This window comes from Streptomyces sp. SAT1 (genome assembly GCF_001654495.1).
In the GTDB taxonomy this organism is placed as follows: Bacteria; Actinomycetota; Actinomycetes; order Streptomycetales; family Streptomycetaceae; genus Streptomyces; species Streptomyces andamanensis.
In genome coordinates this window covers 4,974,964-5,000,343 of the sequence record NZ_CP015849.1, presented here as the reverse complement: position 1 = coordinate 5,000,343, position 25,380 = coordinate 4,974,964, and the positions used below count along the sequence as shown (strand labels likewise).

Here is a 25,380-nt window from a genome sequence, read left to right as displayed (position 1 = left end):
GCGCGGCGCTGTGTGACCGGTAAGTAACGCGCGTCACGTCTCAATTGACGGACATCACACCGGCAGGGGTCACTGGGCGCCCCGGACGGCGTAGTTGAGCACCTTCTCGCTCAACACGTCCTCGATCTCGTCGAGGAGGTCCAGCACCTCGCGGGACACCTCCCGGGGGGCGCGGCCCGCGAGCATCTCGCGGCCGACGGCCGCCATCACGGTGGCGTGCACCCAGCCGATCTGACCGGACATCAGGCCGGGCAGCGGGTCGTCCGCGGGGGCTCCGGACTCCTCGCGCAGGGCCTGTTCCAGGGTGGCCTGCACCTCCTGGCCGACCGCCCAGAGCCGGGAGCGCAGCGCGGGCGCGTCCTCGATCACCCGCATGAAGGGGGCGTACCCGGTGAAGAGGCCGATGCGCGGCGAGACCGCCTCGACCTCCGCGCGCAGTTCGCGCAGCACGGCCCGCGCGGCCGACTCCCCCTCGTCCCGGCCGCGCACCCAGCGGGCCAGCCGGTCGGTCACCCCGGCGGCGCGGTCGAGGAAGAGGTCCTCCTTGGCGGGGAAGTAGTTGTAGACGGTGTTGACGGAGACGTCCGCCGCCTCGGCGATCTCGGCGACCGTGACGGCGTCGAAGCCGCGCTCCAGGAACAGCCCCGTGGCCACGTCCGAGATGTACTGCCTGGTCTGCCGCTTCTTCCGCTCCCTGAGCCCCTCTGCCATGGCCGGATCCTATCCTCCCCGGAGCCGTTCTTGGTTGTCCTGAAATTTTGGTGGCGTTGCAAAATTTCAGAGACCCTGTTTTTCTGGGGGCATGCCACCAGCAGTCATCAGCGCGGCCGGACTGGCCCGCACCTTCCAGACCAAGCGCGGCCCGGTCGAGGCCGTGCGCGGAATCGACCTCACCGTCCGGCAGGGCGAGATCCTCGGATTCCTCGGGCCCAACGGCGCGGGCAAGACGACCACCCTGCGGATGCTCACCACCCTGCTCGCGCCGACCGGCGGCACCGCCGTCGTCGCGGGCCACGACCTGGCCACCGACCCGGCCGGGGTCCGGCTCGCCTGCGGCTATGTCGCGCAGTCCGGCGGGGTCGACGGCCAGATCACCGTGCGGGAGGAGCTGGTCACCCAGGGCCGGATGTACCGCCTGCCCAAGGGACGCGCCGTCGAGCGGACCGCGGAACTGGCCCGCGACCTGGACCTCACCGAACTGCTCGACCGCAAGACCTCCGCGCTCTCCGGTGGCCAGCGCCGCCGGCTCGACATCGCGATGGCCCTCACCCACCGCCCGCGCGTGCTCTTCCTCGACGAGCCGACCACCGGCCTGGACCCGGGCAGCCGCGCCGACCTGTGGGACCTGGTCCGGCGGCTGCGCGACGAGCACGGCACGACCGTCTTCCTGACCACCCACTACCTCGACGAGGCGGACGCCCTCTCCGACCGGCTGGTCGTCGTCGACGGGGGCCGGGTCGTCGCGGAGGGCACACCGAGCGCGCTCAAGCTGGAGTACGGCGGTTCGATCGACGCCTCGCTCCAGGACACCTTCCTCGCCGTCACCGGCCGCAGCCCCGCCCCGGCCGCAGGCACCGCCCCCGTCGCCGTCTGACCACCCGGCCCCCGACGGCCCACGCACCCACCCAGGACATCCCTCATGCTGCTCCACGACACGGCCCTCGTCTACGGCCGCTATCTGCGCCAGTCCCTGCGCTCCCGCTTCGCGCTCCTCTTCGGCGTCCTCACCCCGCTGCTCTACCTGCTCTTCTTCGGACCGCTGCTCACCGGGCTGCCGCTGGGCGGCGGCGGCAGCTCCTGGCAGGTGCTCGTCCCCGGACTGCTGCTCCAACTGGGGCTGTTCGGCGCCCTGTTCGCCGGATTCATGATCATCATCGAGAAGGGGCAGGGGGTGGTGGAGCGGATGCGGGTGACCCCGGTCAGCCGGCTCGCGCTGCTGCTCGGCCGGGTGCTGCGGGACACCACCGTCTTCCTCTTCCAGGCCGTGCTGCTGGTGCTGGCCGCGCTGGTGATGGGCCTGCGGGCGCCGCTGGCCGGCGTCCTGATCGGCTTCGGCTTCGTCGCCCTGCTCACCGTCGCGCTCGCCTCGCTGTCCTACGCGGTGGCGATGAAGGTCAGCACCCCGCAGCAGTTCGGCCCGCTGATCAACGCCGTGTCCATGCCGTCGATGCTGCTGTCCGGCCTGATGCTCCCGATGAGCCTGGCCCCCGCCTGGCTGGACGTCCTCTCGCACTTCGTCCCGTTCCGCTATCTGGTGGACGCGGTGCGCGACGCCTACGTCGGCGAGTACACCGGCGCGCACATGCTGTACGGGGTCCTGGTGGCCGTGGGCTTCGCCGCGCTCTCCGTGACGGCGGGCACACGGGTGTTCCGTACCGCCGGGGCGTAACTACGCTGGCGTCATGGTCAATCTGACGCGCATCTACACCAGGACCGGCGACCAGGGCACCACCGCCCTCGGCGACATGAGCCGGACCGCCAAGACCGACCTGCGGATCTCGGCGTACGCCGACGCCAACGAGGCGAACGCCGTGATCGGCACCGCCCTCGCGCTCGGCGCCCTGGACGCCCCCGTGGCCGAGGTGCTCACCCGGGTGCAGAACGACCTGTTCGACGTGGGCGCCGACCTGTCCACCCCGGTCGTGGAGAACCCGCAGTACCCGCCGCTGCGGGTCGAGCAGTTCTACATCGACCGGCTGGAGGAGGACTGCGACCGCTTCAACGCGGAGCTGGACAAGCTCCGCTCCTTCATCCTGCCCGGCGGCAGCCCCGGCGCGGCCCTGCTGCACCAGGCGTGCACGGTGGTCCGCCGGGCCGAGCGGTCCACCTGGGCCGCGCTGGAGGTGCACGGCGAGACGATGAACCCGCTCACCGCGACCTACCTCAACCGCCTCTCCGACCTGCTGTTCATTCTCGCCCGGACGGCGAACAAGGAGACCGGTGACGTGCTGTGGGTGCCGGGCGGCGAGCGCTGAGGGAGCCGGTCCCCTCCCCTGCCGGGGACTCACCCTCCGAGGGCTCCCCCGCCGGGGCCTCCCCCGGCACCGCCTCCGGGGTCTTCGGGCCCCCCTTCGGGCCCTTCTTCGGGAAGACCAGGTAGGTCAGGGCGATCAGGCCGTGGATCACGAGGATCCGCAGCACGGTCGTCTGCCAGGCGCGCAGCGGATCGGTGCCCGCGCCGTCGCCGACGTACCGGATCGCCGCCTGGAGCAGGGCGAGGGCGACCGCCGAGGCGAGCAGGGTGCGCAGCCACAGCCGCCCCTCGTGGCGGGCGCGCGCCAGACCGTACCGGGGCGGCTTCGGCGGCCGGGGCGCGCCGCCGAGGCGGTGGGCGGCGTGGCCGTCGAGCCAGCGGACCGTGGAGTGCCCGTAGGCGACGGTGAAGCCGATGTACAGCGCGGCCAGACCGTGCTCCCAGCCCGGCTCGGCGCCGTTTTTGAGGTCGACGGCGGTGACGGCGAACAGCACCACCTCCAGCAGCGGCTCGGCCAGCAGCAGTGCCACACTCAGCCGGCGCCGCTTCAGCAGGTAGCGGACGGCCAGGCCCGCGGCCAGCAGGACCCAGAAGCCGGCCTCGCAGGCGACGATCAGTCCGACGATCACGATTGCTCCTCTCACTCCCCACCAGCGTCGCCGCCTGCCGGGGCCCGTGCGTCGTCGGCGGTGACGAGGTGCGACTGCATCCTTCGATGTACGCGCGGACCGTTCCGCGGGACCAGGCGCCCGGCCGCCGGGCCGTGTTGGATGGACGCATGGCCCTCGGACCCGCCCGCCCGCACCGCGACGACCTCGCGATCGCGCTGGCCGGGCTGCTCGGCGGACTGCTGCTGTGGGGCCTGGGCCTGGGCGTGCGCACCCCGGGCGACCCGCTCGTGCTGTGGGCCGGGCGCCTGCCGGTGCTGCTGCCGCTGGCGGTGACCGCGGGCTGCGAGGTGCTGCGCCGCACCCGCCCGCGCACGGCCCTGCTGACCGGCACCGCCGCGGTGGCCTGCGACACGGTCACCCAGGGCAGCCTGGCCACCCTGGTGATGTTCACCGACCTCGTGTACGCGGGCGTGCTCTACTCCGCCGCGGCCTGGGCCCGGCGGGTGCTGTGGGTCACCGGTCTGGTCACGGTGGCCGCCACGCTGGTGCCGCTCGCGGTGTGGCGGGTCCCCGAGGCCCTGCTGATCGGGGTCGTCACCGGCATCGTGACGTTCGGCCCGGCCGCCACCGGCTGGAGCGTGCGCAACCACCGCGAGGCGGCCGAGGCCGCCCGGCTGCGCGCCGAGCAGACCGCGCTGCTCGCCGAGGCGGACCGCGTCCAGGCGGTCGCGGCCGAGCGGGCGCGGATGGCACGGGAGCTGCACGACATGGTCGCGGGGCATCTGTCGGCCATCGCCATCCACTCCACCGCCGCGCTCTCCCTGGACGACCCGGCGACCAGCCGGGACGCCCTCGCCGTCATCCGGGAGAACAGCGTCGACGGGCTCACGGAGATGCGGCGGCTCATCGGGCTGCTGCGCGACGGCCCGGACGGGGACGCCCCGGCGGCGGTCCCCACCCTGGACGGCCTCGCCGCGCTGGTCGCCTCCGCCCGCGCCGGCGGTCTGGACGTCGTCCTCGGCGCCGGCCACGGGAAGGTGCCCGCCCCGGTGGAGCTGGCCGCGTACCGGATCGTGCAGGAGTCGCTGACCAACGCGCTCAAACACGGCGGCGAGGGGCCCGTGCGGGTGAGCGTCCGGGAACGGGACGACGCCCTGCGTATCGAGGTCAGCAGCCCGTACACCGGCCGGGAGGCCCCGCGCGCGCCGGGTTCGGGCACCGGCCTGATCGGGATGCGGGAGCGGGCCGTGCTGCTGGGCGGCACATTCGGCGCCGGCCCGGAGGACGGGCGGTGGACCGTGCGGGCCGTGCTGCCGCTGACCGGGTCCCAAGGAGGCTCCGCGTGATCCGTGTCGTCGTCGCCGAGGACCAGTCCGCCGTACGGGCCGGGCTCGTGCTGATCCTGCGCAGCGCGCCCGACATCGAGGTGGTGGGCGAGGCGGCGGACGGCGAGCGGGCGGTCGAGCTGGCCCGGGAGCTGCGGCCCGACCTGGTGCTGATGGATGTGCAGATGCCGCGCCTCGACGGGGTGTCGGCGACCGCGCTGGTGACCGGCGAGGGGCTGGCGGACGTGCTGGTGCTGACCACCTTCGACCTCGACGCGTATGTGTTCGGGGCGCTGCGGGCCGGGGCCGCCGGGTTCCTGCTGAAGGACACCGAGGCGCGGGACCTGCTGACCGCGGTGCGGACGGTGGCGCGCGGCGAGGGGCTGATCGCGCCGGCGGTCACCCGGCGGCTGATCGCCGAGTTCGCGGCGCGGGCGCCGGCCGGGCCGGCCGAGCCTCCGGCGGCGCTGGAGTCGCTGACGCGCCGGGAGCGCGAGGTGCTCTCGTGCCTCGGGGAGGGGCTGTCCAACGCCGAGATCGCGCTGCGTCTTTCGATGGCGGAGGCGACGGTGAAGACGCACGTCAGCCGTCTGCTGGGCAAGCTCGGGCTGCGGAGTCGGGTTCAAGCCGCCGTTCTCGCGCAGGAGTTGGGTATCTAGTCGAACCGGCGGTGCATTGGTCCAGACCTATTGACCTCTGGTCCAGACCTTTCTACTCTCGCAGCACCGCGGGGCGTGAAGGCTCAGTCATGCCCCTGACATTCTTCCCCCGACAAGGAGGCGCGCATGCGCTTCAGACACAGAGCCGCGGCGGGGTTCGCGACCCTCGTGCTCCCCCTCGCCGGAATCGTCGGCCTCTCGGGCCACGCCCAGGCGTCCGCCGAGGCGGCGCCCACGGCCACCGCCACCTTCACCAAGACCGGTGACTGGGGCAACGGCTTCGGCGGCAACTGGACCGTCAAGAACACCGGCGCCTCGGCGATCAGCTCCTGGACCGTGGAGTGGGACTTCCCGTCCGACACCAAGGTCGGCTCCGCCTGGGACGCCACGGTCACCAACTCCGGCAACCACTGGACCGCCAAGAACGTCGGCTGGAACGGCGCCATCGCCCCCGGGGCGTCGGTCTCCTTCGGCTTCAACGGCACCGGCCCCGGCTCCCCCTCCAACTGCACGCTCAACGGCGGCAGCTGCGACGGCGGCCCCAGCGTCCCGGGCGACAACCCGCCCTCGGCGCCGGGCACCCCCACCGCCTCCGGGGTCACCGACACCTCGGTGAAGCTCTCCTGGGGCGCCGCCACCGACGACAAGGGCGTCAAGAACTACGACGTCCTGCGCGACGGCAAGAAGGTCGCCACCGTCACGACCACGTCCTACACGGACAACGGTCTGACCGCGGGCACCGACTACTCCTACAGCGTCCAGGCCCGTGACACCGCTGACCAGACCGGTCCGGTCAGCGCCTCGGTCGCCGTGCACACCACCGGAGGCGGCGGCGGCACCCCGCCCACCGGCGACAAGGTCAAGCTCGGCTACTTCACCGAGTGGGGCATCTACGGGCGCAACTACAACGTCAAGAACCTGGTGACGTCCGGCTCCGCGTCCAAGATCACGCACATCAACTACGCCTTCGGCAACGTCACCGGCGGCAAGTGCGCGATCGGCGACTCCTACGCCGACTACGACAAGGCGTTCACCGCCGACCAGTCGGTCAGCGGCGTCGCCGACAACTGGGACCAGCCGCTGCGCGGCAACTTCAACCAGCTGCGCCAGCTGAAGGCCAAGTACCCGAACATCAAGGTGCTCTACTCCTTCGGCGGCTGGACCTGGTCCGGCGGCTTCGGTGACGCGGCCAAGAACCCGGCCGCCTTCGCCCAGTCCTGCTACGACCTGGTGCACGACCCGCGCTGGTCCGATGTCTTCGACGGCATCGACATCGACTGGGAGTACCCGAACGCCTGCGGTCTGACCTGTGACACCAGCGGCCCGGCCGCCCTGAAGAACCTGGTGTCGGCACTGCGCGCCAAGTTCGGCAAGGAACTGGTCACCGCCGCCGTCACCGCGGACGGCTCGGACGGCGGCAAGATCGACGCCGCCGACTACGCCGGCGCCTCGCAGTACCTCGACTGGTACAACGTGATGACGTACGACTTCTTCGGCGCCTGGGACGCGAAGGGCCCGACGGCTCCGCACTCCCCGCTCACCTCGTACTCGGGCATCCCGAAGGACGGCTTCAACACCGCCGACGCGATCGCCAAGTTCAAGGCCCAGGGCGTGCCCGCGAAGAAGCTGCTGCTCGGCATCGGCTTCTACGGCCGCGGCTGGACCGGTGTCACCCAGGATGCCCCGGGCGGCACGGCGACCGGAGCGGCGCCCGGCACCTACGAGGCCGGCATCGAGGACTACAAGGTCCTCAAGACCAGCTGCCCGACCACCGGCACCATCGCCGGTACGGCCTACGCCCACTGCGGCAGCAACTGGTGGTCGTACGACACCCCGGCGACCATCAAGTCGAAGATGGCCTGGGCCAACAGCCAGGGCCTCGGCGGCGCCTTCTTCTGGGAGTTCAGCGGTGACACCAGCAACGGTGAACTGGTGAGCGCCCTCAGCAGCGGCCTGTAGGCACAAGCCCGCAGCCCCTGTGACACACCGAAGCTCCCCCCGGACGGCGGACCGGGGGGAGCTTCTTCATGCCTGCCTCTTCGCGGGGGACCCCCCTCCAGCGGGGCCCTGAACGTCGCTCTACGCGACGTTCACCCTCTGGCCGGGCGGGGCCGCCTCCAGCCAGGCCAGGAAGCCGGTGAGCGCGTCCTCGCTCATGGCCAGTTCGACCCGGGTGCCCTGGTGCAGACAGGTGAGGATCACCGCGTCGGACAGCAGGGCGAGTTCCTCCTCGCCCTCGGGCCGCCGGCGGCCGGCCACCTCGATGGACGCCCGCTCCAGCGTGCGCCGCGGGCGGGGCGCGTAGGAGAAGACCCGGTACCACTCCACGCGGTCGCCGTTGTAGCGGGCCACACCGTAGCTCCAGCCCTTGCCACTGGTGTCGGGCTCCTCCGGCACGTCCCAGCGCAGAGAGCAGTCGAAGGTGCCGCCGGAACGCTGGATCAGTCTGCGCCGCAGACCGAAGACGAACAGTCCCACCACCACGAGCGCGACCACGACCGAGCACACAGTCAGAGCGAGGACCATCGGCACCGACCTCCTCGTCTCCTAGGTAATGGAACGGAAAAAACACCCGCATCCACCTCAGCCGCGGCCGGTCCCGGATTGCTCCGGTACCGGCCGCGGCTGAGTGGTGTCATCACATGGTGTCGCTGGTTCAGCGCACCGCCGTCGCCGCTCGCAGGCGGACGTCCGCGCGGCGCTCGGCGGTGGCATCGCCCTCCGTCTTCGCGCGCTCGAGCTCCCGCTCCACGCGCTGGACGTCGATCTCGTCGGAGAGCTCGGCGATCTCGGCCAGCAGCGACAGCTTGTTGTCGGCGAACGAGACGAAACCGCCGTGCACCGCGGCGACGACCGTCGCGCCTTCACTCGTACGAATGGTCACCGGGCCCGACTCCAGCACACCGAGCAGCGGCTGGTGACCGGGCATGACGCCGATGTCGCCGGACGTGGTGCGCGCGACGACCAGGGTGGCCTCGCCGGACCAGACCTGACGGTCGGCGGCGACCAGCTCGACATGCAGCTCAGCAGCCAAGGGTGGCTCCTCGGGTCACCACCCGGTGGGATCACCGGGTGTCGGAAACAAGTCTAGTGGGCGTGCGTGAGGGGGCGGGACGCGCCCGCCCCCTCACACGAACTCAACGAGTTCAGGAGACGCCCAGCTCCTTGGCGTTCTTCTTCAGGTCCTCGATACCACCGCACATGAAGAAGGCCTGCTCCGGGAAGTGGTCGTACTCGCCGTCGCAGATCGCGTTGAAGGCCGCGATCGACTCGTCCAGCGGGACGTCCGACCCGTCGACGCCGGTGAACTGCTTGGCGACGTGGGTGTTCTGGGACAGGAAGCGCTCCACGCGGCGGGCGCGCTGGACGACGAGCTTGTCCTCTTCGCCCAGCTCGTCGATACCGAGGATCGCGATGATGTCCTGGAGGTCCTTGTACTTCTGCAGGATGTTCTTCACGCGCATCGCGGCGTTGTAGTGGTCCGCCGCGATGTACCGCGGGTCGAGGATGCGGGACGTCGAGTCCAGCGGGTCCACGGCCGGGTAGATGCCCTTCTCGGAGATCGGACGGGAGAGCACCGTCGTCGCGTCGAGGTGGGCGAAGGTGGTGGCCGGGGCCGGGTCGGTCAGGTCGTCCGCGGGGACGTAGATCGCCTGCATCGAGGTGATCGAGTGACCGCGGGTCGAGGTGATGCGCTCCTGGAGGAGGCCCATCTCGTCGGCCAGGTTCGGCTGGTAGCCCACCGCGGACGGCATGCGGCCGAGCAGCGTGGAGACCTCGGAACCGGCCTGCGTGAAGCGGAAGATGTTGTCGATGAAGAACAGCACGTCCTGCTTCTGGACGTCACGGAAGTACTCGGCCATGGTCAGGCCGGCCAGCGCGACGCGCAGACGGGTGCCCGGGGGCTCGTCCATCTGACCGAAGACCAGCGCGGTCTTGTCGATGACGCCCGAGTCGCTCATCTCGTCGATGAGGTCGTTGCCCTCACGGGTGCGCTCGCCGACACCGGCGAACACGGAGACACCGTCGTGGTTGTTGGCGACACGGTAGATCATCTCCTGGATGAGCACCGTCTTGCCGACACCGGCACCACCGAACAGACCGATCTTGCCGCCCTTGACGTACGGGGTCAGCAGGTCGATGACCTTGACGCCGGTCTCGAACATCTCGGTCTTCGACTCGAGCTCGTCGAAGCGCGGGGCCTTGCGGTGGATGGACCAGCGCTCGCCCGTGTACTGCTCGTCGACGTTCAGCACCTCACCGAGGGTGTTGAACACCTTGCCCTTGGTGAAGTCGCCGACCGGGACGGTGATGCCGTCGCCGGTGTCGGTGACCGGGGCCTGGCGGACCAGGCCGTCGGTGGGCTGCATGGAGATCGTGCGGACCAGGCCGTCACCCAGGTGCTGGGCGACCTCCAGGGTCAGGATCTTCTTCTCGCCCGCGTTCGCCGGGTCGGAGACCTCGACGTGCAGGGCGTTGTAGATCTCCGGCATCGCGTCGACGGGGAACTCCACGTCGACGACCGGGCCGATGACCCGCGCGACGCGGCCGGTGGCCACGCCCGCCGCAGCGGTCGGCTCAACAGTGGTGGTCATTAGTTGTCACTCCCCGCGGTCGCGTCGGCCAGGGCGCTCGCGCCACCGACGATCTCGCTGATTTCCTGGGTGATTTCGGCCTGGCGGGCCGCGTTGGCAAGACGGGAGAGCGTGTTGATCAGCTCGCCCGCGTTGTCGGTGGCCGACTTCATCGCGCGCCGCGTGGCGGCGTGCTTGGAAGCGGCCGACTGGAGCAGCGCGTTGTAGATCCGGCTCTCCACGTAGCGCGGCAGCAGGGCGTCGAGGACGTCCTCCGCCGAGGGCTCGAAGTCGTAGAGCGGCAGGATCTCGCCCTTGGGCGCCGCCTCGGCCGCGACCTCGTCGAGGCGCAGCGGAAGCAGCCGGGGGCCGACCGCCGTCTGCGTCATCATCGAGACGAACTCGGTGTAGACGATGTGGAGTTCGTCCACACCACCGTCGGCCGTGTCCTTCTCGATCGCCTCGATCAGCGGCGCCGCCACCGTCTTGGCGTCCGCGTAGGACGGCTCGTCGGTGAAGCCCGTGAACGACTGCGCGATGGTGCGCTCGCGGAAGTTGTAGTGAGCGACACCGCGGCGGCCGACGATGTACGTGACGACCTGCTTGCCCTCGCGCTCCAGGCGCTCGGTGAGCTGCTCCGCCGCCTTGATGGCGTTGGAGTTGAAGGCGCCGGCCAGACCGCGGTCGCTGGTCAGCAGCAGGACCGCGGCACGGGCCGGGTTCTCCGCCTCCGTGGTCAGCGGGTGCCTGGTGTTCGAACCGGTGCCGACCGCCGTGACCGCGCGGGTCAGTTCCTGCGCGTACGGCGTGGAGGCGGCCACCTTGCGCTGCGCCTTGACGACGCGCGAGGCGGCGATCATCTCCATCGCCTTGGTGATCTTCTTGGTCGCGGTGACGGATCGGATGCGACGCTTGTAGACCCGGAGCTGGGCTCCCATGAGTCAGGTCCCTTCCTTACGTCACTTGGCGGCAGCGGCCGGAGTGTCGTCGCCGAGCAGCTTGCCGTCCGAGGTCTCGAACTGCTTCTTGAACTCGGCGACGGCGTCGTCGATCGCCTGGATCGTGTCGTTCGACATCTTGGCGCCCTCCTTGATGGAGGTCATCAGGCCCTGCTCCTTGCGGTGCAGGTACTCCAGCAGCTCCTTCTCGAAGCGGCTGATGTCGGCGACGGGGACGTCGTCCATACGGCCGTTGGTGCCGGCCCACACGGAGACGACCTGGTCCTCGGTGGCCATCGGCTGGTACTGGTTCTGCTTCAGCAGCTCGACCATGCGCTGACCGCGCTCCAGCTGGGCCTTGGAGGCCGCGTCCAGGTCGGAACCGAAGGCGGCGAACGCCTCCAGCTCACGGAACTGGGCGAGGTCCACGCGCAGTCGGCCGGAGACCTGGCGCATCGCCTTGTGCTGGGCGGAGCCACCGACTCGGGAGACGGAGATACCGACGTTCAGCGCGGGCCGCTGGCCGGCGTTGAACAGGTCGGACTCCAGGAAGCACTGGCCGTCGGTGATGGAGATGACGTTGGTCGGGATGAACGCCGAGACGTCGTTGGCCTTGGTCTCGACGATCGGCAGACCGGTCATCGAACCGGCGCCCATGTCGTCGGAGAGCTTGGCGCAGCGCTCCAGCAGACGGGAGTGCAGGTAGAAGACGTCACCCGGGTAGGCCTCGCGGCCCGGCGGGCGGCGCAGCAGCAGGGAGACGGCACGGTAGGCGTCGGCCTGCTTCGACAGGTCGTCGAAGATGATCAGGACGTGCTTGCCCTGGTACATCCAGTGCTGGCCGATGGCGGAGCCGGTGTAGGGCGCCAGGTACTTGAAGCCGGCCGGGTCGGAGGCCGGGGCCGCGACGATGGTCGTGTACTCCAGCGCGCCGTTCTCCTCCAGCGCGCGGCGGACCGACGCGATGGTGGAGCCCTTCTGGCCGATGGCGACGTAGATGCAGCGGACCTGCTTGTTCGGGTCGCCGGTGCGCCAGTTGTCGCGCTGGTTGATGATCGTGTCGACGGCCAGGGCGGTCTTGCCGGTCTGGCGGTCGCCGATGATCAGCTGGCGCTGGCCGCGGCCGATCGGGGTCATCGCGTCGACGGCCTTGTAGCCCGTCTCCATCGGCTCGTGCACCGACTTGCGCTGCATGACCGTGGGGGCCTGCAGTTCGAGGGCGCGGCGGCCTTCGGTCTCGATCTCGCCGAGGCCGTCGATCGGGGTGCCGAGGGGGTCGACCACGCGGCCGAGGTAGCCCTCGCCCACGGCGACCGACAGGACCTCGCCGGTGCGGGTGACCGGCTGGCCCTCCTCGATGCCGCTGAACTCACCGAGGACGATGGCACCGATCTCGCGCTCCTCGAGGTTGAGGGCGAGGCCGAGGGTGCCGTCCTCGAACTTCAGCAGCTCGTTGGCCATGGCCGAGGGCAGGCCCTCGACCTTCGCGATGCCGTCGCCGGCAAGGGTGACCGTACCGACCTCCTCGCGCGAGGCCGCGTCCGGCTTGTACGACTGGACGAAGTTCTCCAGCGCGTCCCGGATCTCCTCCGGCCGGATCGTGAGCTCCGCCATCTGGGTTCCCTGCTCTCCTTGTTGGGCCCGAAGTTTCACTTGGGGGGTGTGCCACGAGTTCGGGACTCCCCCCGATAAGAGGTGAATCCTCTGCACGGCCCAACCAGGGCCGTCGTGTACGTCTTGCGTGTTGCGGTGCTGCTAGCTCGCCATGCGGCGGGCGGCGTCCTCCAGCCGGTCCGCGAGCGAGCCGTTGATGATCTCGTCGCCGACCTGCACCCGGATTCCGCCGACCAGCTCGGGGTCCACGTCGAGGTTCAGGTGCATCTGGCGGCCGTAGAGGCGGCCGAGGGCGGCGCCGAGGCGCTGCTTCTGGCCGTCGCTCAGCGGGACCGCCGAGGTGACGACGGCGACCATGCGGTCGCGCCGCTCCGCGGCGAGCTTGGACAGGGACTCGAGGCCCGCTTCCAGGCTACGTCCCCGCGGGGCGCTCACCAGGCGCGTGACCAGACGCTCGGTGACCGGCTTCGCCCGGCCGCCGAGCAGCCGGTGCAGCAGCTCGGTCTTGGCCGAGGGGCCCGCGGCCCGGTCGGTCAGCGCGGCGCGCAGTTCGGTGCTGGAGGAGACGATCCGGCCGAACCGGAACAGCTCGTCCTCCACGTCGTCCAGCGTGCCGCCCCGCTGCGCGGTGGTGAGGTCGGCGATGTCCGCCAGCTCCTCCAGCGCGTCCACCAGGTCCCGCGACTGCGACCAGCGCGAGCGCACCATGCCGGACACCAGGTCCACGGTCGCGCCGCCGACCTGGCCGCCGAGCAGGCGCTGGACCAGCGCGGCCTTGGCGTCCGCGGACTGCGCCGGGTCGGTGAGGGCCCGGCGCAGGCCGACCTCGCGGTGGAGCAGCGCGGTGACCGCGGCCAGCTCGTCGGCGAGGCGCACGGAGTCGGCGGACGTGGAGTCCGTCAGCGCGTCGAGACGCTCACGCGCGGCGCTCAGAGCCTCACGGCTCGCTCCGTGCGCTGTCATCGAGCCGCCTCGGCCGTGGAAGCGGCCTCGTCGAGCCCGTCGAGGAAGCGGTCGATCACGCGGCTCTGCCGGGCGTGGTCCTCGAGGGACTCGCCGACGAGCTTGCCGGCCAGCTCGGTGGCGAGCTTGCCGACGTCCTGGCGGAGCACGGAAGCGGCGGCCTTGCGGTCGGCCTCGATCTGGGCGTGGCCGGCGGCGACGATCTCCTCGCGCTGGCGCTGGCCCTCGGCCCGCATCTCGGCGATGAGCGCGGCACCCTGCTCCTGCGCCTCCTGGCGCAGGCGCGCGGCTTCGTGCCGGGCCTCGGCGAGCTGGGCCTTGTACTGCTCGAGGACGCTCTGGGCCTCGACCTTCATGGCCTCGGCCTCTTCGATACCGCCTTCGATCGCCGCGCGGCGCTCCTCCAGAACCTTGTTGATGTTCGGCAGGAGCTTCTTCCCGAGGAAGAAGAAGACGATGGCGAAGGTGACGAGGCCGATGACCAGCTCGGGGCCGGGCGGGATGAGAGGGTTCTGCTGCTCCTCCGCCGCCAGCTGCACCAGCTGCTGTGTCAGCTGCATGTCATCAGTGCCTTTCCCTAATGGGGTGGGTCGTCCGCCGCGGTTTACTTGTAGGTGTAAACGAACGGCATGACGATGCCGATGAGGGCGAGCGCCTCACAGAAGGCGAAGCCCAGGATCTGGTTGGCACGGATCAGACCGGCGGCCTCGGGCTGGCGGGCGAGCGCCTGGGTGCCGTTGCCGAAGATGATGCCGATGCCGATGCCGGGACCGATGGCGGCGAGGCCGTAGCCGACGGAGGCGATGGAGCCGGTGACGGCGGCAAGGGTCTCAGTGGCAGCCATGCTGATTCTTCCTTCTCTTTCAAGGACCGGTGGGGGTTGGCCACCGGACGTCTGTGACGGGGGCGGTGCGGGGTGGCTCAGTGGTGCTCGGCGAGAGCGCCCTGAACGTAGGAGCAGGCCAGGAGGACGAAGACATACGCCTGGACGGCCTGGACGAAGAGCTCGAACAGGATCATGACCATCGCCATGACGAACGAGACGGCGCCGGCCGCGATCAGCCAGCTGTTCATCAGGTACCAGCTGGCGACGGTGAACATCACGAGCAGCAGGTGGCCGGCGAACATGTTGGCGAACAGTCGCACCGCGTGGGTGAACGGGCGGACCAGGACGTTCGAGAAGAACTCGATGACCACGACGAGCGGCAGCACCGGGCCGAGCGACTTGTCGTAGCCGGTGAGGTTCTTGAAGCCGCCGGCGAAGCCGTGCTTCTTGAAGGTCAGGACCATCCAGGTCACGTACACGCACAGGGCGAGGGCGGCCGGGTAGGCGATGATCGACGTCACCGGGAACTGGGCGACCGGGATGATCGACCACAGGTTCATGATCCAGATGAAGAAGAACAGCGAGACCATGAAGGGCACGTACTTCTCGCCCTCGCGCTTGCCGAGCGTCTCGTAGACGATGCCGCGGCGCACGAAGTCGTAGCCGGCCTCACCGACCATCTGGAGCTTGCCGGGCACCACCTTGGCCTTACTGAAGGCCGCCCAGAAGAAGCCGACCACCACGAGCGAGGTGATGATGGCGAGCAGCATCGGCTTGTCGAAGTCGTAGCCGCCGACCGAGAACATCGGCTTGAAGAGGAAGGAGTGGAGGCCCGGCGACGGAAAGCCGCAGCCGTTGTCGGCGAAGACGCGGCAACTCCAGTCGAAGGCGAGCGTGGTCTGTTCAGCACTCACCGCGGGCTCCTTCAGCGTGGCGCATGGGTACGGCAACCTCGTTGTGTCGGCGCGGCGGGCAGCCGCGGGTCGGCACCGGACTGGTGTGACGGATGTGGTGGCGGCCGGCGGGCATCGAGCCCCGCGATCGAGCAGGCGTCAGCTCAGATGCCCGCGCCCGCGATGCCGCAGTTGGCACCGGACGATAGCAGGAGATCTCACACGCCTTTATCCCGGGCCTACCCCTCACGACGAAGACCCGGTCTTCTCGGACTTCTCGCTCTTCTCGGAGTCCGGTTCGACGTAGAAGATCTTGGCCTTCATGTGCGCGCGCGCCTGTGCGGCCATCCATACGACGGTCGCGACGACGAGCGAGAACGCGAACGCCTTCGCATTGAACAGCGAGGTGCCCTTGAAGAGGGCCAAGAAGATCAAGAGCAGCAGCAGTTGGGCGACATAGAGCATGAGGCCCATGGCCTGGAAGAGCTGCGGAAGCGTTTTCGCCGTCCACTGGAGCACATGGAGACCGATCCCCATGTAGAGGATGGCGAGCACCACCCCGACAAGCGCCCCGATCGCGCCCTTGCCTCCGGCGACCGCACCACTGACCGCCACAGCGACCACACCGACGGCGGCGGTGGGCACGGCGGTGTGCAGTAGGTTCCGGACGTCATTGGACGGCATGGCGGCAACTCCGCTTTCACAGGGGGGCAGGGTGTCGTCATGGACGAGCGTAGTCCCCGGTCCGAGAGAGGAACCTCATCGCCAAGGGGCCCATGCATCCGGGTCCTTCGGCTCTGTCCGGGGTTCTCGTGAACGGTATCACAAACTATTTGATGCGGTCTTTACCAAGTAGGTGTGCTGGCTGTCACACATGAGAGTGACACCGCCCGTCTGTGCAAAATCCAGGGCGATGTGTCTGGTATTAAGCCGCTTTGGTCACCCATGAACAGGCAACGCTTTAGTCAGATTCTTACCTTGGGCGTCAGCGTGACGTTCCGGCATTGCGTCCGTCGAGAACACGCGATCGGGGTCCCACGGCGGTCGCTCCGTTGACCCGGGCCGCCGTGGCACCGACCGGCGCCGGACGCACGGGCGCCTCCTGCGCACCGGAGGACGCGTGCGCCTCACCGGCCCCGGCCGCCTCGGCGGCGGGGGCGGACGCCTCCGTGCGCGCCTCCGCGGCCGGGGTCTGGACCGCCGCCCGGCGGCGGCGGTAGCGCGGCGGCACGAACTGCTCGGCCCAGCGCGGGGCGCGCGGCGTGAACCGCGGCAGCAGCAGGAGCACCAGCCCGAAGAAGCTGAGCAGCACGATGCCCAGCACGATCCACATGGAGGCCGAGTTGACCGAGTAGCCGAGCGCGCCGAAGCCGATCAGCGCCGCCCAGAAGTACATGATCAGCACGGCCCGGCTGTGCGAGTGGCCGATCTGGAGCAGCCGGTGGTGCAGATGGCCGCGGTCCGCGGCGAACGGCGACTGCCCGCGCCAGGTGCGGCGCACCACCGCGAAGACGAAGTCGGAGGCCGGGATCGCGATGATGGTCAGCGGCATCAGCAGCGGGATGTAGACCGGCACCATCTGGTGCACCGCGTTGCGCTCGGACCCCGAGAACAGCTTCATCACGTCCGGGTCGACCTGCCCGGTCACCGAGATCGCGCCGGCCGCCAGCACCAGGCCGATCAGCATCGAGCCCGAGTCGCCCATGAAGATCCGCGCCGGGTGCATGTTGTGCGGCAGGAATCCCAGGCACATGCCCATCAGCACGGCCGCGAACAGGGTGGCCGGGGCGGCGGCCTCGATGCCGTACGAGTACCAGATCCGGTAGGCGTACATGAAGAACGCGGCGGCGGCGATGCACACCATGCCGGCCGCCAGACCGTCCAGGCCGTCGACGAAGTTGACCGCGTTGATGGTGATGACGACCAGCGCCACCGTCAGCAGGGTGCCCTGCCACTGGGTCAGCGCGACCGTGCCGACACCCGGGACCGGCAGCCACAGGATCGTCAGACCCTGCATGACCATCACACCGGCGGCGATCATCTGGCCGCCCAGCTTGATCAGGGCGTCGATCTCGAACTTGTCGTCCAGGACACCGATCAGCCAGATCAGCGCGGCCCCGGAGAGCAGCGCGCGCGGCTCGTTCGACTTCTCGAAGACCTCGTTGAGGTTGGTGAGGTGGTCGGCGACCAGCAGTCCGGCGCACATCCCGAAGAACATCGCGATACCGCCGAGCCGCGGAGTGGGTTCCCGGTGCACGTCACGCGCCCGGATCTCCGGCATCGCCCCCGCCACGATCGCGAACTTGCGCACCGGCCCGGTCAGCAGGTACGTCACCGCGGCCGTGATGCAGAGCGTCAGCAGGTATTCACGCACAGGCTTCCCCACAGGTCTCGCTGGCCATCTCAGCCTCACACCCTAGCGACGCGAGCATATGTATGGGGACTTCCGGGTAGCGACGTTGGTTGCACTCCCGCCGCAGCGCGGGCCCGGACCCGCTTTTCGCGCCTACCCGGCACCGGCCCGCCCAGGCCGCTTCCGCCCGGTTCAGGACGGATACGGCGGAAACGCGGCGGTCAGCGCGCGCACGTCGTCCCGGGCCCGCGCCGCGTCCAGCTCACCGCGCAGCACCTTGCCCAGCAGCACCGCGATCCGCGCCATCTCCTCCTCCCGCATGCCCTGCGTGGTCACCGCGGCCGTGCCCAGGCGCAGCCCGCGGGCACCGGAGTGCGGCAGCGCGCAGCAGTCCAGGACCATCCCGGCGGCGGCCAGGCGCCCGCGCGCGGTGCGCCCCTCGATGCCGAGGGGCGCCGGGTCCATGGTGATCAGATGGGTGTCGGTGCCGCCGGTGGTCACGGCCAGGCCCTCCGCCGCCAGGTACGCGGCCAGCACCCGCGCGTTGGCGACCACCTGGTGGGCGTAGGCCGCGAACGCCGGCCGCGCCGCCTCGCCGAACGCCACCGCCTTCGCCGCGACGGTGTGCATCTGGGCGCCGCCCTGGGTGAACGGGAACACCGCCCGGTCCACCCGCTCCGCCAGCTCGCTCCCGCACAGGATCATCCCGCCGCGCGGCCCGCGCAGCACCTTGTGCGTGGTGGCGCACACCACGTCGGCGTACGGCACCGGGCTGGGCGCCGCTCCCCCGGCCACCAGGCCGATCGGGTGCGCGGCGTCGGCGATCAGATAGGCGCCCACCTCGTCGGCGACCTCGCGGAAGAACGCGTGGTCGATGTGGCGCGGGTAGGCGATCGAGCCGCACACGATCGCCTTGGGGCGGTGCGTACGGGCCAGGGCGCGCACCTGCTCGTGGTCGATGAGGCCGCTCTCGGCGTCGACGCCGTAGCCGACGAAGTCGAACCAGCGGCCGGAGAAGTTCGCGGGCGAGCCGTGGGTGAGGTGCCCGCCGTCCGGCAGGCCGAGGGCGAGCACGGTGTCGCCGGGCCGCAGCAGCGCCGCGTAGGCGGCCAGCACGGCGGAGGAGCCCGAGTGCGGCTGGACGTTGGCGTGCTCGGCGCCGAACAGCGCCTTGGCGCGCTCGATCGCGAGCCGTTCGGCGGCGTCCACGATCTCGCAGCCGCCGTGGTGGCGGGCGCCCGGGTAGCCCTCGGCGTACTTGTTGGCGAGCGGCGAGCCGAGCGCGGCGAGCACCGCGGGCGAGGTGAAGTTCTCCGCCGCGATCAGCTGGAGCGTGGTGGACTGCCGGGCCAGCTCGCCCAGCACGAGGTCGGCCGCCTGCGGGTCCTGCCGCCGCAGGACATCGGTCTCCAGGGCGGGCATGACCGGCATGGCGGACTCCGGGCGGTCGACGGTGACGTACGTCCAGTGCGTACGTCCAATGTAGGCCCGCCGGGGCCGCTGCGCGCGGCCGCTGAGCCGTCGCGGGGACGGCCTGGGCCCCGAGGGCCTGTCGTCAAATTTCCGCCTGCCCCGCGACGCCATGCACGCTCCCCCAAGCTCTTCGAGCAGGGGGGACCCCCACTCGCCGCACCCAGACCCGACCCGAGTACGTCCAGTACGCGGGCCAGGGCCCGGCACTCCCCCAAGCTCTCCGAGCAGGGGGGACCCCCAGAGCACGCACCTGACGCCGCGAGGCCCGCCCTCCGGGCGGACGACGGCAATTTGACGACAGGCCCTAGGGCGCCGCCGGGCGCCGGCCGGGGCCCGTGCGGCCCGTCAGGCCCGCGCGGCGACCCCCGTCAGCGCCGTCACGACCGGGTCCAGCGCCTCGTGTATCTCGTCGCCGATCGAGCGGAAGAACGGCAGCGGGGCGCCATAGGGGTCGTAGACCTCGTCGGCCTCCACGCTCGGCGCCAGCAGCCAGCCGCGCAGCGCGGCGGCGGCCCGCACCAGCGCGCGGGCGCGCTCGACCACGCCGTCCTCCAGCGGCGGCAGCGTGGCCGGGTCGATCGCCTTCACCAGGCGGGTGAACTCCTTGAGCGTGAAGGTGCGCAGCCCGGCCGAGTGCCCCATGGAGATGACCTGCGCCCGGTGGTCGCGGGTCGCGGTGAGCACCAGGTCGGCGCGGATCACATGCTCGTCCAGCAGCTCCCGGCCGGTGAAGCCGGAGGCGTCCGCGCCGAAGTCGGCCAGCACCGTCTCGGCGTTGGTCTCCATCGGGGCGCCCTCGTGGCCCCAGGTGCCCGCGCTCTCCACGATCAGCCCGCCGCCGGCCGCCTCGCCCAGCCGGTCCGCCACGAAATGCCGGGTCAGCCGCTCGGTGATGGGCGAGCGGCACACGTTGCCGGTGCTGACGTGGAGGATGCGGAAGGTGTCGGGGGCCGGTTCCGGCCGCGCCGGGAACCCCGCCTCGTCCGCCACGCCTATGCCACGCATGGGGGTCCCCCCTGTGCGCGGGGACGGCCCCGTCCGGACACGGCCGGGGCCGGGACGGGCGCCGGGGGCTCGGGGAAGCGGGGGGCCGTCAATTCGCCACCTCGAGGTCGGGTACCACCTTGCGCAGCTCCTCGGCCGACAGCGCGCCCGCGCGCAGCAGCACGGGCACCTCGCGGCTGACGTCGACGATGGACGACGGCACATTGCCGGGGGTGGGGCCGCCGTCCAGGTAGACGGAGACGGAGTCGCCGAGCATCTCCTGCGCGGCGTCGCAGGTCTCCGGCGCGGGGTGGCCGGTGAGGTTCGCCGAGGAGACGGCCATCGGGCCGAACTCGGTGAGCAGTTCGATGGCGACCGGGTGCAGCGGCATGCGCACGGCGACCGTGCCCCGGGTGTCGCCCAGGTCCCACTGGAGGGACGGCTGGTGCCGGGCGATGAGCGTGAGGGCGCCGGGCCAGAACGCGTCCACCAGCTCCCAGGCCATCTCCGAGAAGTCCGTGACCAGGCCGTGCAGCGTGTTCGGGGAGCCGATGAGCACGGGCGTGGGCATGGCGCGGCCGCGGCCCTTGGCGGCGAGCAGGTCGCTGACGCCCTCGGAGGAGAACGCGTCGGCGCCGATGCCGTAGACCGTGTCGGTCGGCAGCACCACGAGTTCGCCCCGGCGGACGGCGGACGCGGCCTCGCGCAGACCCGTCGCGCGGTCGGTCGCGTCGTTGGTGTCGTATCGCCGTGCCATTGTCAGCGGGCCTCCTCGTACACGTACTGCTGGTCTGGCGTCCTGGGGGTGGGCTGCGCGCGGCTCACGGCAGCGCCTTGCGGGCGGTGGCGAACCTCGGCCGGTTGTTGAGGTCGGGGTGGTCGGCGGCGTCGGCCCAGCCCCGCTCCTCGGTGAAGATCCACGGCACCTGCCCGCCCTGGGTGTCGGCGTGCTCGATCACGACGACCCCGCCGGGACGCAGCAGCCGGTGCGCGGTGCGCTCGATGCCGCGGATCAGGTCGAGACCGTCCTCACCGGAGAACAACGCCAGCTCGGGGTCGTAGTCGCGGGCCTCGGGGGCGACGTACTCCCATTCGGTGAGCGGGATGTACGGCGGGTTGGAGATGACCAGGTCGACCTGGCCGTCCAGGTCGGGGAAGGCGGCCAGGGCGTCGCCCTGGCGCAGGTCGACGCGGGAGCCCCGCACGTTCTTGCGGGTCCAGGTCAGCGCGTCCTCGCTCAGCTCCACGGCGTGCACGCGCGAGCGCGGCACCTCCTGGGCGAGCGCCAGCGCGATGGCGCCCGAGCCGGTGCACAGGTCGACGATGCACGGCTCGACCACGTCCATGGCCCGTACCGCGTCTATCGCCCAGCCGACCACGGACTCGGTCTCCGGCCTGGGCACGAAGACACCGGGGCCCACCTGGAGCTCCAGATAGCGGAAGTAGGCGCGTCCGGTGATGTGCTGGAGCGGCTCGCGCTGCTCGCGCCGGGCGACGACCTCCCAGTACCGGGCGTCGAAGTCGGCGTCCCTCACGGTGTGCAGCTGGCCGCGCTTGACGCCGTGCACGAACGCGGCGAGCTCCTCGGCGTCGTTGCGCGGCGAGGGCACACCGGCGTCGGCCAGCCGCTGGGTGGCCTGCGCCACCTCCGCGAGCAGCACGCTGCGGGGGCCTGGGGGTCGCCCCCCGGATTCTTGCTGCACGCTGGTCCTCCGTGCTTGGTGGTTCGTCCGTACGTCCGTACGTCCCTGCCGTGGTGCTCCGGGCGCCGCCGCGGCCGGGTGTGCCTCAGGCGGCCGCGAGCTTGGCGGCCGAGTCCGCGTCGACGCAGGCCTGGATCACCGCGGCCAGGTCGCCGTCGAGGACCTGGTCCAGGTTGTACGCCTTGAAGCCGACCCGGTGGTCCGAGATGCGGTTCTCCGGGAAGTTGTAGGTGCGGATCTTCTCGGAGCGGTCGACGGTGCGGACCTGGCTGCGGCGGGCGTCCGCGGCCTCCCGCTCCGCCTCCTCCTGCGCCGCGGCGAGCAGCCTGGAGCGCAGGATACGCATCGCCTGCTCCTTGTTCTGGAGCTGGCTCTTCTCGTTCTGGCAGGAGGCGACGACCCCGGTGGGCAGGTGCGTGATGCGCACCGCGGAGTCGGTCGTGTTGACGGACTGGCCGCCGGGTCCCGAGGAGCGGTAGACGTCGATGCGCAGGTCGTTCGGGTTGATCTCGACGTCGACCTCCTCGGCCTCGGGGGTCACCAGGACACCCGCCGCGGAGGTGTGGATACGGCCCTGGGACTCGGTGGCCGGCACCCGCTGCACCCGGTGCACACCGCCCTCGTACTTCAGCCGGGCCCACACGCCCTGGCCGGGCTCGGTGGCGCCCTGGCCGCCCTTGGTCTTCACCGCGACCTGGACGTCCTTGTAGCCGCCCAGCTCGGACTCGGTGGCGTCGATGATCTCGGTCTTCCAGCCGACGCGCTCGGCGTAGCGCAGGTACATGCGCAGCAGGTCGCCGGCGAACAGCGCCGACTCGTCGCCGCCCGCGCCGGCCTTGATCTCCAGGATGACGTCCTTGTCGTCGCTGGGGTCGCGCGGCACGAGCAGCAGGCGCAGCTTCTCGGTCAGTGCCTCGCGCTGCTTGTCCAGCTCCTTGACCTCGGCGGCGAAGTCCGGGTCGTCGGCGGCCAGTTCGCGCGCGGTCTCGATGTCGTCGCCGGTCTGCTTCCAGGAGCGGTACGTGGCGACGATGGGCGTCAGCTCGGCGTAACGCTTGTTGAGCTTGCGCGCGTTCGCCTGGTCGGCGTGGACCGACGGGTCGGCGAGCTTCTTCTCCAGGTCGGCGTGCTCGACGACGAGCTCCTCGACGGCCTCGAACATCTTGGGCTCCTGCTACTGCGTGGGGAGGGGAAGGGCGGGCGACCAAAAACGCCGGTCCCGGGCGCGCCCCGGTGAGGGGGTGCGGCCGTGGACCGGCGGATTGGGGCTCGCTACTTCTTGGAGCCGGCGGCAGCCTTGCCGAAGCGGGCCTCGAAGCGGGCCACACGGCCACCGGTGTCGAGGATCTTCTGCTTGCCCGTGTAGAACGGGTGGCACTCGGAGCAGACCTCGGCCCGGATGGTGCCGGAGTCGATGGTGCTGCGGGTCGTGAACGACGCGCCGCAGGTGCAGCTGACCTGCGTCTCGACGTACTCGGGGTGGATGTCGCGCTTCAAGGTGTCTCCTATGTTCGGGAGGGCGCCGGGTCGCCGCCGCGGGGTGCGGGGGGCGTGAACCGGAGCCGACGTACCAGTCTGCCAGGACTGGTGCCATCTCCCCAAACCGGGGGGTGCGGCCATTTGTTCCCGGCGGCGGGGGCGGCTCGCCCCTGGCCGCGGGGGCGGTCCTCAGGAGCCGCTGACGACGCCCTTGGCCTCGCCGGTCGCCGTGCCCTCGGTGGCCGCGCGGGGGATCGGCCGGTCGGCCTTGAGGGCCGTCCAGACCTGCTGGGCCTTGCTCTCCTCGATGAGCACGCGGTTGGGGTCGGCCGGGTCGTACCGCACCGGCATGGTGACCATCGTCATACGGCTGGAGCTGATGCCCTTGAGGCCGTCGGCGAAGGAGATCAGCGAGTTCACCGAGCCGAGGTCGGAGTCGGCGGTGACCGCCTTGGTCGCGGTGTCGGCGAGGTCGTAGAGCTTCTTGGGGCTGGTGAACACCCCGACCTGCTTGACCTGGTCGGTCAGTGCCTTCACGAACGCCTGCTGGAGCTGGATGCGCCCCAGGTCGGAGCCGTCGCCGACGCCGTGCCGGGTGCGGACCAGACCGAGCGCCTGCCGCCCGTCCAGGGTGTGGGTGCCCGCGGTGAGGTTCAGGTGGCTGTTGGGGTCGTCGATGGCCTTCGTGGTGGTGACCCGGACCCCGCCGAGGTCGTCGATGAGCTTCTGGAAGCCGCTGAAGTCGACCTCCAGGTAGTGGTCCATCCGCAGCCCGGTCAGCGACTCCACGGTCTTCACCGCGCAGGCGGCGCCGCCGGTGCCGTACGACTCGTTGAACATCGCACGGTGTGCGGCCGGGTGCGCGGTGCCCTGGGTGTCGGTGCACTCGGGGCGGTCCACGAGGGTGTCGCGGGGTATGGAGACCACGCTGGCCCGCTTGTGGCCCTCGTACACGTGCACGATCATCGCGGTGTCCGAGCGGGCGCTGCCGTCGTCCGTACCGCCGCCCAGCTTCTTGTTGCCGCCGGCGCGGGTGTCCGAGCCGAGGACCAGGATGTTCTCGGAGCCGTTGTCGGCCTTGGAGGGCCGGTCGGCGCCGAGGGCCTGGTTGATGTCGACCGTCTTCAGGTTGCCGTTGAGCTTGAGGTACAGATAGCCGGCGCCGGTGCCGCCGAGCACCACGATCCCCGCGGTGGTCCAGGCCGCGACCAGCAGCCCCCTGCGGCGCCCCGCGGGCGGCTTGCGGCGGCGGCCTCCGGCGCCCTTGCGGCGGGGGCTGTCGGTCCCGGGCCTCTTCCCCGGTATACCGGGGCCCGGCGTGCTCTGGGCGGACATGTGCTCCTCAGCTCTCGTCTCGGGTCGGTTACCCCTCGTCGCCAGGGTCAGGCCCGGCCCGGCCGAATGCGCCCGTACCGCACCATCGTCGCTCTTCCCGGTCAGACGAGGTAACCGGGGCAAAGGTTGCACCTGGACCTGTGGGGAAGGTCTCGGGGCGGGGGCTTCGGGAGAGGGCTGTCTGCGGAGTGAAGGTCCTCTGGGGAGGGGCGCTGGACGGGGCTCGGGCAGTGCGGTTCTTGTCCTGGGGGGGTGTCGCATGGTCGGGGCGCGGGGGTGCGGGGCGACCTGATCGCGCGGTGCGGCACGGCTGGGGCTCGCTGCGCGGCACGGCCCGGTGTCGCGGAGGACGGTACGCCCGGGGGTCGCGGGGTGCGGGGCGGCCAGGGCTCGTGGGACGGTGCAGCCGGGTGTCGCGGGGCGGCGGCCGAGGGTCGCGGAGCGCGAGACGCCCGACCCCAGACTGTGCCCGGCTGCCGGTTCCGGCCGGCACCTCGGGCCCCGGCCATGGCCCGCACACCCGGCCCGCGCACCTGGCTCCCGGCCCGCGCGCGTGGCCGGGGCCACCGGTCGAATCCGAGGGCTTCGCCACGGGCGGGCGGGGCCGCTGTGCGCCCGTACCAGAAGCCACGGCGCGGCAGCCGGGGCGCCGCCCCAGCCCCGGAAGGCCGGGCGC

The 25,380-nt window shown here is 71.1% G+C and carries 26 protein-coding genes; 6 read left to right on the top strand and 20 right to left on the bottom strand.

Translation table 11 applies throughout. The features are described 5' to 3' along the window. Nucleotides 1-69 precede the first annotated feature (69 nt). Nucleotides 70-711: a TetR/AcrR family transcriptional regulator gene (locus tag A8713_RS21715; protein ID WP_064535298.1), complete on the bottom strand. Its 642-nt coding sequence runs from the start codon at nucleotides 709-711 to the stop codon at nucleotides 70-72. A gap of 91 nt (nucleotides 712-802) precedes the next feature. Here A8713_RS21715 and A8713_RS21710 point away from each other — a divergent pair, with 91 nt between their 5' ends. The 3 genes from A8713_RS21710 to A8713_RS21700 are packed head-to-tail and all read left to right on the top strand — an operon-like array spanning nucleotide 803 to nucleotide 2,975. Beyond that, on the top strand, nucleotides 803-1,594 hold the full coding sequence (locus A8713_RS21710) for an ABC transporter ATP-binding protein (RefSeq protein WP_064535297.1): 792 nt from the start codon (nucleotides 803-805) through the stop codon (nucleotides 1,592-1,594). 45 nt (nucleotides 1,595-1,639) lie between these two features. Continuing rightward, entirely contained in the window at nucleotides 1,640-2,389 is a 750-nt protein-coding gene (locus tag A8713_RS21705; RefSeq protein WP_064535296.1) for an ABC transporter permease, read from the top strand. Nucleotides 2,390-2,402: 13 nt separating this feature from the next. Continuing rightward, entirely contained in the window at nucleotides 2,403-2,975 is a 573-nt protein-coding gene (locus A8713_RS21700; protein WP_064535295.1) for a cob(I)yrinic acid a,c-diamide adenosyltransferase, read from the top strand. Here A8713_RS21700 and A8713_RS21695 read toward each other — a convergent pair. Continuing rightward, nucleotides 2,908-3,603 (bottom strand): hypothetical protein, encoded by a 696-nt coding sequence (locus tag A8713_RS21695; RefSeq protein WP_064535294.1) that lies wholly within the window; start codon nucleotides 3,601-3,603, stop codon nucleotides 2,908-2,910. The two genes, A8713_RS21700 and A8713_RS21695, sit on opposite strands and share 68 nt — an antisense overlap. A 149-nt stretch (nucleotides 3,604-3,752) precedes the next feature. Here A8713_RS21695 and A8713_RS21690 point away from each other — a divergent pair, with 149 nt between their 5' ends. The 3 genes from A8713_RS21690 to A8713_RS21680 all read left to right on the top strand — a co-directional run bounded on the left by A8713_RS21690 (nucleotide 3,753) and on the right by A8713_RS21680 (nucleotide 7,528). Next, nucleotides 3,753-4,931 carry a sensor histidine kinase gene (locus A8713_RS21690; RefSeq protein ID WP_064535293.1) on the top strand — a complete coding sequence of 393 codons (1,179 nt, stop codon included), beginning with the start codon at nucleotides 3,753-3,755 and terminating at the stop codon, nucleotides 4,929-4,931. Further along, a complete protein-coding gene (locus tag A8713_RS21685) occupies nucleotides 4,928-5,569 on the top strand; it encodes a response regulator (protein ID WP_064535292.1) in 642 nt (213 codons plus the stop codon). Before A8713_RS21690 ends, A8713_RS21685 begins: the two co-directional genes overlap by 4 nt. A 126-nt stretch (nucleotides 5,570-5,695) precedes the next feature. Beyond that, on the top strand, nucleotides 5,696-7,528 hold the full coding sequence (locus tag A8713_RS21680) for a glycoside hydrolase family 18 chitinase (protein ID WP_064535291.1): 1,833 nt from the start codon (nucleotides 5,696-5,698) through the stop codon (nucleotides 7,526-7,528). Between the two features lie 120 nt (nucleotides 7,529-7,648). Here A8713_RS21680 and A8713_RS21675 read toward each other — a convergent pair whose 3' ends face one another. The 18 genes from A8713_RS21675 to A8713_RS21590 form a co-directional block, all read right to left on the bottom strand. Then, the gene (locus A8713_RS21675; protein WP_018571463.1) at nucleotides 7,649-8,095 is read right to left on the bottom strand and encodes a DUF2550 domain-containing protein; all 447 of its coding nucleotides are present in this window, start codon (nucleotides 8,093-8,095) and stop codon (nucleotides 7,649-7,651) included. Nucleotides 8,096-8,225: 130 nt separating this feature from the next. Further along, nucleotides 8,226-8,603: a F0F1 ATP synthase subunit epsilon gene (locus tag A8713_RS21670; protein WP_064535290.1), complete on the bottom strand. Its 378-nt coding sequence runs from the start codon at nucleotides 8,601-8,603 to the stop codon at nucleotides 8,226-8,228. A 112-nt stretch (nucleotides 8,604-8,715) separates the two neighbouring features. Beyond that, the gene (gene atpD / locus A8713_RS21665; RefSeq protein WP_064535289.1) at nucleotides 8,716-10,164 is read right to left on the bottom strand and encodes a F0F1 ATP synthase subunit beta; all 1,449 of its coding nucleotides are present in this window, start codon (nucleotides 10,162-10,164) and stop codon (nucleotides 8,716-8,718) included. Next, entirely contained in the window at nucleotides 10,164-11,081 is a 918-nt protein-coding gene (locus A8713_RS21660) for a F0F1 ATP synthase subunit gamma (protein ID WP_064535288.1), read from the bottom strand. The genes atpD and A8713_RS21660 overlap by 1 nt, the downstream gene beginning before the upstream one ends. Nucleotides 11,082-11,102: 21 nt before the next feature. Beyond that, nucleotides 11,103-12,695 (bottom strand): F0F1 ATP synthase subunit alpha, encoded by a 1,593-nt coding sequence (atpA, locus tag A8713_RS21655; protein ID WP_064535287.1) that lies wholly within the window; start codon nucleotides 12,693-12,695, stop codon nucleotides 11,103-11,105. Nucleotides 12,696-12,836: 141 nt separating this feature from the next. Next, nucleotides 12,837-13,658 carry a F0F1 ATP synthase subunit delta gene (locus A8713_RS21650; RefSeq protein WP_064535286.1) on the bottom strand — a complete coding sequence of 274 codons (822 nt, stop codon included), beginning with the start codon at nucleotides 13,656-13,658 and terminating at the stop codon, nucleotides 12,837-12,839. After that, nucleotides 13,655-14,218 carry a F0F1 ATP synthase subunit B gene (locus A8713_RS21645; protein ID WP_018571457.1) on the bottom strand — a complete coding sequence of 188 codons (564 nt, stop codon included), beginning with the start codon at nucleotides 14,216-14,218 and terminating at the stop codon, nucleotides 13,655-13,657. The genes A8713_RS21650 and A8713_RS21645 overlap by 4 nt, the downstream gene beginning before the upstream one ends. A 44-nt stretch (nucleotides 14,219-14,262) precedes the next feature. Continuing rightward, on the bottom strand, nucleotides 14,263-14,502 hold the full coding sequence (gene atpE / locus A8713_RS21640) for an ATP synthase F0 subunit C (protein ID WP_018571456.1): 240 nt from the start codon (nucleotides 14,500-14,502) through the stop codon (nucleotides 14,263-14,265). A 77-nt stretch (nucleotides 14,503-14,579) separates the two neighbouring features. Beyond that, entirely contained in the window at nucleotides 14,580-15,398 is an 819-nt protein-coding gene (gene atpB / locus A8713_RS21635; RefSeq protein ID WP_064535285.1) for a F0F1 ATP synthase subunit A, read from the bottom strand. A gap of 225 nt (nucleotides 15,399-15,623) precedes the next feature. Beyond that, entirely contained in the window at nucleotides 15,624-16,061 is a 438-nt protein-coding gene (locus tag A8713_RS21630; protein WP_064535284.1) for a hypothetical protein, read from the bottom strand. A gap of 301 nt (nucleotides 16,062-16,362) precedes the next feature. Further along, the gene (locus A8713_RS21625) at nucleotides 16,363-17,751 is read right to left on the bottom strand and encodes an MraY family glycosyltransferase (protein ID WP_064535283.1); all 1,389 of its coding nucleotides are present in this window, start codon (nucleotides 17,749-17,751) and stop codon (nucleotides 16,363-16,365) included. Between the two features lie 171 nt (nucleotides 17,752-17,922). Then, nucleotides 17,923-19,161 carry a serine hydroxymethyltransferase gene (gene glyA / locus A8713_RS21620; protein WP_064535282.1) on the bottom strand — a complete coding sequence of 413 codons (1,239 nt, stop codon included), beginning with the start codon at nucleotides 19,159-19,161 and terminating at the stop codon, nucleotides 17,923-17,925. Between the two features lie 387 nt (nucleotides 19,162-19,548). Then, a complete protein-coding gene (locus tag A8713_RS21615) occupies nucleotides 19,549-20,208 on the bottom strand; it encodes an arsenate reductase/protein-tyrosine-phosphatase family protein (RefSeq protein WP_037874546.1) in 660 nt (219 codons plus the stop codon). A gap of 88 nt (nucleotides 20,209-20,296) precedes the next feature. Next, nucleotides 20,297-20,944 (bottom strand): L-threonylcarbamoyladenylate synthase, encoded by a 648-nt coding sequence (locus tag A8713_RS21610; protein WP_018571450.1) that lies wholly within the window; start codon nucleotides 20,942-20,944, stop codon nucleotides 20,297-20,299. Between the two features lie 64 nt (nucleotides 20,945-21,008). Next, nucleotides 21,009-21,848 (bottom strand): peptide chain release factor N(5)-glutamine methyltransferase, encoded by an 840-nt coding sequence (gene prmC, locus A8713_RS21605; protein ID WP_064535281.1) that lies wholly within the window; start codon nucleotides 21,846-21,848, stop codon nucleotides 21,009-21,011. 127 nt (nucleotides 21,849-21,975) lie between these two features. Beyond that, on the bottom strand, nucleotides 21,976-23,052 hold the full coding sequence (gene prfA, locus A8713_RS21600; RefSeq protein WP_064535280.1) for a peptide chain release factor 1: 1,077 nt from the start codon (nucleotides 23,050-23,052) through the stop codon (nucleotides 21,976-21,978). Between the two features lie 110 nt (nucleotides 23,053-23,162). Then, nucleotides 23,163-23,387, bottom strand: coding sequence for a 50S ribosomal protein L31 (gene rpmE, locus A8713_RS21595; protein ID WP_018571447.1), 225 nt, complete (start codon nucleotides 23,385-23,387; stop codon nucleotides 23,163-23,165). Between the two features lie 171 nt (nucleotides 23,388-23,558). Next, the gene (locus tag A8713_RS21590) at nucleotides 23,559-24,704 is read right to left on the bottom strand and encodes an LCP family protein (RefSeq protein ID WP_064535279.1); all 1,146 of its coding nucleotides are present in this window, start codon (nucleotides 24,702-24,704) and stop codon (nucleotides 23,559-23,561) included. Between the last annotated feature and the right edge of the window lie 676 nt (nucleotides 24,705-25,380).